A 5,408-nucleotide genomic window follows, 5' to 3' on the forward strand; every position below is an offset into this window, starting at 1 on the left:
GCGGCTCGGTTCGGGGCGCCGGGTCCGCCCGGCGCCCGGTGCGGGCGGCACCATGGGAGCCCGCTGGAGCCTGGAGGTTCCGGCGGACCCTTTTCGCGGCCGTGTGTGGTCAAGGCGCGGTCTGGCATCGGCCTGTGGCGGTGACGGCGGGACGATCCGGGGAAGGCTCGGAGACACCGGACTCCGCTGGAGAGAGGTGTCGCCATGACGGGCGCCGACAACGTGGTGATCGTCGGGGCCGGGCCGACCGGGCTGCTGCTGGCCGGCGACCTGGCCGCCGCCGGGGTGGGCTGCACGGTGCTGGAGCGCCGTGCGGACGTCCCGAACCTGACGCGCGCGTTCGCCGTCCACGCGCGGACGCTGGAGGTCCTGGAGATGCGCGGCGTCGCGGACGACCTGCTGCGGACGGGGCGGCGGGTCGGCGCGGTGCGGCTTCCGGGCGGGGCGCGGCTCGAGCTGTCGCGCCTACCCGGCCGGTTCCCGTTCGTTCTGGTCACACCGCAGTACGAGACCGAACGCGTCCTGGAGCGGCGGGCGCTGGACGCGGGCGCGCGGATCGTGCGCGGCGCGGAGGTGACCGGGCTCCGGCAGGACGGCGACGGCGCCGCGGTCCGCTTCCGCGGGGACGGCGGCGAGCAGGTCGTCGAGGCCGCGTACGTCGTGGGCGCGGACGGCGTGCGCAGCACGGTCCGCGAGGCGGTCGGGGTGCCGTTCCCCGGCCAGTCGGCGCTGCGGTCGGTGATGCTCGCGGACGTGCGGCTCGCCGATCCGCCGGCGGAGACGCTGACGGTGGGGTCGACCGGGGACGCGTTCGCGTTCGTCGCCCCGTTCGGCGACGGCTGGTACCGGGTGATCGGCTGGAACCGCGCCCACCAGGCGCCCGACTCCGAACCGGTGGACCTCGGGGAGCTGCGCGCGGTCTTGCAGCGCGTGTTCGGCACCGACCACGGCATGGGCGACGTGCGCTGGATGTCGCGGTTCCACAGCGACGAGCGGCAGGTGCCCCGCTACCGGGTGGGCCGGGTGTTCCTCGCCGGGGACGCCGCGCACGTGCACTCCCCGATCGGTGGGATGGGCATGAACACCGGCCTCCAGGACGCCGCCAACCTCGGCTGGAAGCTCGCCGCGCAAGTGCGCGGGGACGCGCCGTCCTGGCTGCTCGACAGCTACCACGAGGAACGGTTCCCGGTGGGGCGCGGCGTCGTCCTCGGCAGCGGGGCGCTGCTGCGCGGCGTGCTGCTGGAGGGACGCGCGGCGCGGTTCGGCCGGGACGTCCTGCTGGGGGCGGCGACCCGCGTCCCGGCGGTGGCCCGCCGGATGGCGGGGCTGGTCTCCGGGCTGGCCATCTCCTACCCCGCGCCGCCCGGGGCCCACCGGCTGACCGGCCGCCGCGCTCCGGACGTGCGTCTCGGAGGCGGCGGGCGGCTCTACCGGACCCTGCGGGATGGCGGGTTCGCGCTGGTCGTCGCGGCGAACGACCCGGCCGTCACCTACCTGGTGGAACGCCACTGGGCCGGGCGCGTGCACTGCGTCCCGGCGGGCGGGCAGACCCGCACCACCGCCCTCGTCCGGCCCGACGGCCACATCGCGTGGGCCACCGACGAGACCGCGCCGGAGCGGCGCGCCCAGGAGATCCGCGAGGCGCTGGAGAGGTGGTGCGGGCCGCCCGCCGAGCACGGCCACGGGCACGGCCATGAGCGCGGGCGCGCGCAGGCGCACGAACCCGGGACCGGGCAGGACCGGGACCGCGTGGGTCAGAAGCGGCGGCTCTCGCGGCCGTAGCCGAGCTCCTCGGCGACGTCGGCCAGGTTCTCGTAACTGCGGTCGGGCAGCGCCTCGGCCGCCGCCACCGCCTCCTCCGAGACGTCCCCCGAGCGCAGCGCCGACAGCAGCTCGCTCCGGCCCGCGGGGTAGTGGACGCCCACCAGGGCGCGGGCGAGGGCGCTGCGGCCCTCCACGTCGTCCGGCGACATCCCCGGGGGCGAGCCCTCCTGCCGCGCGCCGCCGGTCGCGACCGGGTCGTCGGTCACGGGGTCCCACGTGGACGCCGATGACGCCGGTTCGGGCTCCTTCCACTCCTCGGCGTGGGTCGGATGGCCGCCCCGGACCATCCCCTCCGTCTCGTGCTGGATCTCGTCGTCGAGCTTGGGGCCCTGCTTGTTGCTCTGATCAGCCATGACGTCCTCCTCTCTGCCACCGGACCTTCCCCGAGGACGGGGGCTAAACGACGATGATCGGATCGGGCCCGCGGCCGGGCCGGGGCGGCGGGCGGTCCCGGGACGTGCGAGGCTTGGTACCGCACTACGAGAGGTGGAGGTCCACATGGCCGACTCGAACGAACGCGACACCGGCGACGGCGAGGACGAGGTGAAGCGCAGGTTCCGGGAGGCCCTGGAACGCAAGCGCACCGCGGCCTCGAACCGCGGCGGGAACGGGGGCGGCGCGGGCTCCAAGGTGAAGGGCGTCCACGAGCGCGCCGACCACCAGCGCCAGTTCCGCCGCAAGAGCGGCTGACGGCCCGGGCGGCGGCCCCCGCGAGACCCGCGGGGGCCGGTGCCCCATCCGCCCTGCGGGGTCCCACCGACCCGGCGGGACGGCCCGCGGTGGGTCCAGGGAGACGGCGGCGGTCAGCCCTGGTAGAGCCTCTTGGCGTAGGACTCGCCGTAGTACTCCTCCAGCTCCTCCAGGCTCTCGGGCGTCACCATGACGTCCTTGGTGATCCGGGCGTGGGAGGGCAGCACGCCGGGGTTCCAGGTCTCGGGCTGCCAGAGCTGCGAGCGCAGGAACGACTTGGCGCAGTGGAAGTAGATCGTCTCGATCTCCACCTCCAGCGCCAGCAGCGGCCGGTGGCCCTTGACGACCAGGTCGTCGAAGTACGGCGCGTCGCGCACCAGCCGGGCCCGGCCGTTGATCCGCAGCGTCTCGTTCCGGCCGGGGATCATGAACAGCAGGCCCGCGTACGGGTTCGAGAGCACGTTCAGGTAGCCGTCGGCGCGCCGGTTCCCGGGGCGTTCGGCGATCGCGATCGTGCCGTCGTCCAGGACGTGCGCGAGGCGTCCGGCGGGGTCGCCCTTGGGGGACACGTCGCAGTTGCCGTCGGCGTCGCTCGTCGCGATCAGGCAGAACGGCGAGGCGGCGAGCCATTCGCGGTCGCGGGGGTGCAGACGCGGACGCTCCTTGTTCCGGGCGCGCGGCATCACCTCCCCGAGCAGGGCGCGCAGCTCCTCCGGCGAGGTGATCTCGGTCCGCTGAGGCATCGGGGGGTCCTCCAGGGGTCGTCGGGGCCCCAGCCTAGACAGGCGCCCTGGAAGCCGTACCCGTCGGGGTACGGCAGCCGCGGATCGCCCGCCTGCGGCGCGTCGGCCTGCGGCGCGTCGGCCTGCGGCGCGTCGGCCGTGCGGCCCTCGGACGGCCCGTCGCCGCGTGGAAGGTCCTCGCGGTCTTGCCACGCCGGTATCGATGAGTTCTCCGCGACCCGACGGTCACTTCCGGCGAAGGGGGCGCGCATGAGGGCGAGCGGAGGGCACGGCCGGTCCGCGGGCACGGGGACGGGCACGGGGGCGGACGCGGATTCGGTGCGGCGGTCCGCCGCTCATGCGGCGGGACTGCTGGCGTCCGGGGCCTCGTACGCCCTGTGCGCTCTGGCGGACGCCGGACCGGAGGTACTCGGCCGTCCCACACCGTGTGCGGAGTGGGACCTGCGGGCGTTGCTGCGGCATCTGGACGACTCGGTGGCGGCACTCACCGAGGCGCTGGTCTGCGGGGTGGTGGGTCCGGCGGGTGTGAGGCGGGCCGGTGACCCGCTCGCCTCGGTGCGGTCGGGGATCGCGCGGCTGGCGGACCTGCGCGGGGACGCGGGCGCGGTCCGGGTCGGGGACCGGCTCCTCGGACGCGCCGACGTGGCCGTGGCGGGGGCGATGGAGCTGACCGTCCACGGCTGGGACGTCGGGAGGGCGACGGGGGCGCGGCGTCCGGTCCCGGCGGGGCTGGCGCTGGGACTGCTGCGGCACGCGCCCCGGCTCGTCCCGGCGGACGCGCGCGGAACGCTGTTCGCGCGGCCCGTGCCCGTCCCGGACGCCGTCCGGCCCGGCGACCTGCTGGTCGCCTACCTCGGGCGCGACCCGGCCGCCTGACGGGCGCGGGCGGGGGGCGGACGGGGGCGCGGCGGCTACGCGAGGGCGTAGGAGCGAACGCCGTCCGTCTCGTGGGCCACCAGGACGCCCTGGTCGGTGAGGACGTCCAGGTGCGCGTCGATCTCCAGGACGGCCAGCATCCGGCTGAACACGTCCAGATCGCCGAGCTTGCGCCGGCGGCGCGTCCAGGACATCGCGGCGGCGACCTCGTAGGCCGTGGACCGGCCCGCGCGGACGTGCCCGGCGGCGACGTCCAGCCGCTCCTCGTGGTGCCGGAGCAGCTCGTCGACGCGGGTGTGGACGCTCGGGGTGACCTGGCCGTGCGCGGGCAGCAGCAGGGTGTCCGGCATGTCCCGGACGAGCCGCAGCGAGGCGAGGTAGCTGCGCAGCGGCTTGGGCTCCGGCTCGGTCTCCAGGCCGATGGACGGGCTGATGTGCGGGAGCACGTGGTCCCCGGCGAACAGCAGGCCGGCGGCGGCGTCGCGGAGCACGATGTGGCCGCGGGTGTGGCCGGGGGTGGCGAAGACGTCCAGGGACCGGCGGGTCAGCTCGACGCGCTCGCCGTCGTCGAGCCAGGCGTCCGGCATGGTGTGCGGGATGTCGCGTTCCTCGGCGTTCACCCCCAGCCGGGCGATCTCGTCGGCGAGGTCGGCCGCGCCGCAGCGGCGTAGCAGCTCGGCCTGGCGCGGGTGCAGGCCGCGGCGGACGTCGAACGCCTCGATCGAGGGCCGCTCGCCGCGCCCGATCCGGACCCGGCCGCCGAACTCGGCGCGCAGCGCGAGGGCCTGGGAGTAGTGGTCCCAGTGCGCGTGCGTGACGAGGAACTGCGCGACGTCCTCCAGCCGGTGGCCGAGGAGGCGCAGCGCGCCGGCGAGGGCCTTGCGGCTGTCCGGCATGGCCCAGCCGGAGTCGACCACGACCAGGCCGTCCGGCTCCTCGATCACGTACACGTTGACCGCGTGCAGGGACGCGACGGGCAGCGGGAGCGGGATGCGGTGCACTCCGGGCGCGACCGGGTGCGCGCCCGGCTCGGTCCAGTCCGCGGGTTGCTCCGTCAGCGGTTCCGCCACCTGTTGTTCCTCCGGTTCCCGAATCTCGTTCGGCCCCCGAACCTACTGCATGGCGGCGGACCGCTCGGTCGCCAAGGGTCCGGATCAGCCGTATTCGTCCGCTTCTGCCCGTGTTCTCGCGGCGTCGTCGGCGGCGCGCGCCCGGCGGCGCTCCGCGCGCTCCACGCGCCTCCGGAGGCGGTCGCCGCGGCGCTCGGCCGCGTCC

At 75.9% G+C, this 5,408-nt stretch carries 6 protein-coding genes; 3 read left to right on the top strand and 3 right to left on the bottom strand.

The window, feature by feature from the left end; genetic code table 11:
* The first annotated feature begins 204 nt into the window (after positions 1 to 204).
* On the top strand, positions 205 to 1,782 hold the full coding sequence (locus DZF91_RS28800) for an FAD-dependent monooxygenase (RefSeq protein WP_117360262.1): 1,578 nt from the start codon (positions 205 to 207) through the stop codon (positions 1,780 to 1,782).
* On the opposite strand, the gene DZF91_RS28805 is transcribed toward DZF91_RS28800, so the two are convergent.
* The gene (locus DZF91_RS28805) at positions 1,755 to 2,177 is read right to left on the bottom strand and encodes a DUF2795 domain-containing protein (RefSeq protein ID WP_117360263.1); all 423 of its coding nucleotides are present in this window, start codon (positions 2,175 to 2,177) and stop codon (positions 1,755 to 1,757) included. The genes DZF91_RS28800 and DZF91_RS28805 overlap by 28 nt on opposite strands.
* Before the next feature lie 145 nt (positions 2,178 to 2,322).
* Between DZF91_RS28805 and DZF91_RS28810 the strand changes: the two genes are divergently transcribed.
* Entirely contained in the window at positions 2,323 to 2,514 is a 192-nt protein-coding gene (locus DZF91_RS28810; RefSeq protein WP_117360264.1) for a DUF5302 domain-containing protein, read from the top strand.
* A gap of 113 nt (positions 2,515 to 2,627) precedes the next feature.
* Here the strand turns inward: DZF91_RS28810 and DZF91_RS28815 are convergent, their stop codons facing one another.
* Complete coding sequence (locus DZF91_RS28815) at positions 2,628 to 3,257, bottom strand: pyridoxamine 5'-phosphate oxidase family protein (RefSeq protein ID WP_117360265.1); 630 nt, start codon at positions 3,255 to 3,257, stop codon at positions 2,628 to 2,630.
* A 249-nt stretch (positions 3,258 to 3,506) separates the two neighbouring features.
* Here DZF91_RS28815 and DZF91_RS28820 point away from each other — a divergent pair, with 249 nt between their 5' ends.
* Positions 3,507 to 4,133, top strand: a complete 627-nt coding sequence (locus tag DZF91_RS28820; RefSeq protein ID WP_117360266.1) for a maleylpyruvate isomerase family mycothiol-dependent enzyme — start codon at positions 3,507 to 3,509, stop codon at positions 4,131 to 4,133.
* Positions 4,134 to 4,168: 35 nt separating this feature from the next.
* Here the strand turns inward: DZF91_RS28820 and DZF91_RS28825 are convergent, their stop codons facing one another.
* A complete protein-coding gene (locus tag DZF91_RS28825) occupies positions 4,169 to 5,203 on the bottom strand; it encodes an MBL fold metallo-hydrolase (RefSeq protein WP_117360267.1) in 1,035 nt (344 codons plus the stop codon).
* Positions 5,204 to 5,408: the final 205 nt, after the last annotated feature.

The organism is Actinomadura logoneensis (assembly GCF_003428695.1).
GTDB classification, from domain to species: domain Bacteria; phylum Actinomycetota; class Actinomycetes; order Streptosporangiales; family Streptosporangiaceae; genus Spirillospora; species Spirillospora logoneensis.

Coding starts and splice junctions, on each gene's coding strand:
- DZF91_RS28800 (WP_117360262.1), top strand. CDS start 205: ATGACGGGCGCCGACAACGTGGTGATCGTCGGGGCCGGGCCGACCGGG.
- DZF91_RS28805 (WP_117360263.1), bottom strand. CDS start 2,177: ATGGCTGATCAGAGCAACAAGCAGGGCCCCAAGCTCGACGACGAGATC.
- DZF91_RS28810 (WP_117360264.1), top strand. CDS start 2,323: ATGGCCGACTCGAACGAACGCGACACCGGCGACGGCGAGGACGAGGTG.
- DZF91_RS28815 (WP_117360265.1), bottom strand. CDS start 3,257: ATGCCTCAGCGGACCGAGATCACCTCGCCGGAGGAGCTGCGCGCCCTG.
- DZF91_RS28820 (WP_117360266.1), top strand. CDS start 3,507: ATGAGGGCGAGCGGAGGGCACGGCCGGTCCGCGGGCACGGGGACGGGC.